This window comes from Mycobacterium sp. (assembly GCF_040509115.1).
In the GTDB taxonomy this organism is placed as follows: Bacteria; Actinomycetota; Actinomycetes; order Mycobacteriales; family Mycobacteriaceae; genus Mycobacterium.
The window spans coordinates 1-2,804 of the sequence record NZ_JBEVLO010000082.1 but is presented as its reverse complement, the minus strand read 5'-3'; the positions used below and the strand labels follow the sequence as shown (position 1 = coordinate 2,804).

The window sequence follows — 2,804 nt, the reverse complement described above, 5'->3', positions numbered from 1 at the left end:
GAGCGTGTTGCCCGTCCCGGTGTAATCGACGTACCGCGACGGATCGTCGGGGTCGAGGCGGTAGTAGGCGGCGTTGTCGATGCCGCGGAACGCCAGCGTGGGGCCGAGGTGGTTGCCCTCGGCGGTGTGGTTGTAGACGACGTCGAGGATGACCTCGATGTTGGCCTCGTGCAGGGCGCGGACCATGGCCTTGAACTCCTGGACCTGGCCGCCGGGAGTGGCACTCGCGCCGTACTTGGAGTCCGGGGCGAAGAACCCGATGGTGTTGTAGCCCCAGTAGTTGGACAGCCCCTTGTCGATCAGGGTGGAGTCGTTGGCGAAGTGATGCACCGGCATCAGCTCGATGGCGGTGATCCCGAGGCCCTTGAGGTGCTCGATGATCGCGGGGTGCGCGATCGCGGCGTACGTGCCGCGGCTGCGCTCGGGGATGTCGGGATGCGTCTGGGTCAGGCCCTTGACGTGCGCCTCGTAGATGATCGAGTCGGCGTACTCGTGCTGGGGAGGCCGGTCGGTGCCCCAGTCGAAGAACGGGTTGATGACGACCGACTTCGGCATGCACGCGGCCGAATCCTCGTCGTTGCGGCTGTCGGGATCACCGAAGTCGTAGCCGAACAGCGACTGGTCCCACTGGAACGCGCCGTCGATGGCCTTCGCGTACGGGTCCAGCAGCAGCTTGTTCGGATTGCAGCGCAGTCCGTTGGCCGGGTCGTACGGTCCGTGCACGCGGTAGCCGTAGCGCTGGCCTGGCTCGACGTCGGGAACGAAGCCGTGCCACACGAAGCCGTCCACCTCGGGGAGCTTCAGCCTGGTCTCGGTGCCGTCGGCGTCGAACAGGCAGAGCTCGATCGACTCGGCGATCTCGCTGAACACCGCGAAGTTGCTGCCCGAACCGTCGTACGTGGCGCCGAGCGGATAGGCCTTGCCAGGCCACATCTCCCGCAGCACGGTGTCGCGGGGTGGGGCGACGGGCTGTGACGTCGGTACGACGGCAGGCTTCGCCGTGTCCTTCGAGCTGGACGCGGCATCGTTCGAGTTGGACGCCGCATTTAAGTCAGACGCGGCATTCGAGTCAGACGCGGCGTCGGCAGGGCTGGACGCGGGAGCGTCGGCAGGGCTGGACGCGGGATCGTTGGCGCTGGACGCGGTGTCTTCGGGGCTGGAAGCCGTGTCCTTGGAGCGAGACGTGGGGGTCAAGGTGCACCCTTCTGGTGGAGCTGCGGGTTGGAACGTCGATCGGTCATGGTGACGATACGGCGCGAGTGGGTGCGGCAGCATGACGGGCGAGGCACGCGCATCCGAGGTATGCCCGTTTGGCCACCGGCTCTGAACTGCCCCGTCGCCGGGCGCGGCAAACCAGGGCCGACGACGCTGTGGGCACCATCACCCGCGACATCACCCGCGACATCACCCGCGACGTGGTGCTACGCGATGGCGACGCCTGCGGCCCGCAGCGACTCGACGGCCTCGGTGGTCGTCGTTTCGGAGACCCCGGCCGTCAGGTCCAGCAGGACCCGGGTGGTGAACCCGGCCGTGGCTGCGTCGGCGGCCGTGGCCTTGACGCAGTAGTCGGTCGCGATGCCGACGACGTCGACGGCGTCTACGTCGCGGGCCCGCAGCCAGTCGGCCAGCGTGGTGCCGGACTCGTCGGATCCCTCGAAGCCGCTGTAGGCCGCCGTGTACTCGCCCTTGGTGAAGACGGCTTCGACGGCCGCGGGGTCGAAGGCGGGGTGGAAGTCGACGCCGGGGGTGTCCACGACGCAGTGCCGCGGCCAGGAGTCGCGGTAGTCGGGGTCGTCGGAGAAGTGCGAGCCGGGATCGACGTGATAGTCCTTGGTGGCGACGACGTGGTCGTAGGCCGCCCGGCGGGTGGGGTCGGCCAGCAGTTCGGTGAGCCCGGCGGCGACGGCGGCGCCGCCATGGACGGCCAACGATCCGCCCTCGCAGAAGTCCTTTTGTACGTCGACGACGATCAGCGCGCGCATGTGTCGACGGTAGATGCTCAGCGGTGGAAGCGCGTGGTCTCCGACACGTCCGCCCTTGGCACTCGGAAGGAGTTCACCACCGCGGACTCGTCGGAGTAGCCGAACGAGATGCCCAGCAACAGCTTGCGATCCGACACCCCGAGTTCGGATCGCACGGTGTCGGCGTAGAAGGTGAGCAGGGCCTGCGGGCACGACGCGATCCCGTGTGCGGTCATGGCAAGCAGCAGCGTCTGCGCGTACATGCCGATGTCGGCGGCGATGCGCGCCTCGGTGTTCGGGGGCGCGAACAGCATCGCCACGTGGGGTGCGCCGTAGAACCGCAGACTCTTGGCGTTGTACCCGTCGAGCAGATCGGTGTCGTCGCGGGCGATGCCCAGCGTCTCGTATAGCTGCGCCCCGAACTCCGCGCGTCGGGTCGCAAGCGCGCCCTGAAACAGGCCCTCCCGGTACGGGAAGTCGACTGATTGAGCGCCTGCCTCGTGGGCGGCAACCAATGCCTCCGCCAGGCGATCACGGGTGGCACCGCTGACCACCTCGACGTGCCACGGCTGGGTGTTCGAGTTCGACGGCGCCGACCCGGCGAGGGCGAACACGGAGCGCATCGTGTCCTGCGGCACTTCGTCGGCGCGGAAGGCGCGGGTGGCCCGTCGGGTGCGGATCAGGGTTTCCGCGGCTTCGATGAGGCCGGTTTCGATGAGGCTGGGCATGGCGACGTTCTCCCATCAAGTACACGTTGTCGTTTACTTGATGCCAGAGTAGCGAAGACTCCCGCTTGTGTAAACGGAGACGTATACTTCGATTCGTGGGCGAGACGGGCAGGCA

At 67.7% G+C, this 2,804-nt stretch carries 3 protein-coding genes; all 3 read right to left on the bottom strand.

Annotated features, from left to right (window positions below; genetic code table 11):
- A partial coding sequence (locus ABW137_RS06925; protein WP_526398243.1) for an alpha-amylase family glycosyl hydrolase occupies positions 1–933 on the bottom strand: 933 nt, incomplete at its 3' end.
- Between the two features lie 488 nt (positions 934–1,421).
- Positions 1,422–1,982: an isochorismatase family protein gene (locus tag ABW137_RS06920; protein WP_526398241.1), complete on the bottom strand. Its 561-nt coding sequence runs from the start codon at positions 1,980–1,982 to the stop codon at positions 1,422–1,424.
- A gap of 17 nt (positions 1,983–1,999) precedes the next feature.
- Positions 2,000–2,689 carry a nitroreductase gene (locus ABW137_RS06915; protein ID WP_526398239.1) on the bottom strand — a complete coding sequence of 230 codons (690 nt, stop codon included), beginning with the start codon at positions 2,687–2,689 and terminating at the stop codon, positions 2,000–2,002.
- Between the last annotated feature and the right edge of the window lie 115 nt (positions 2,690–2,804).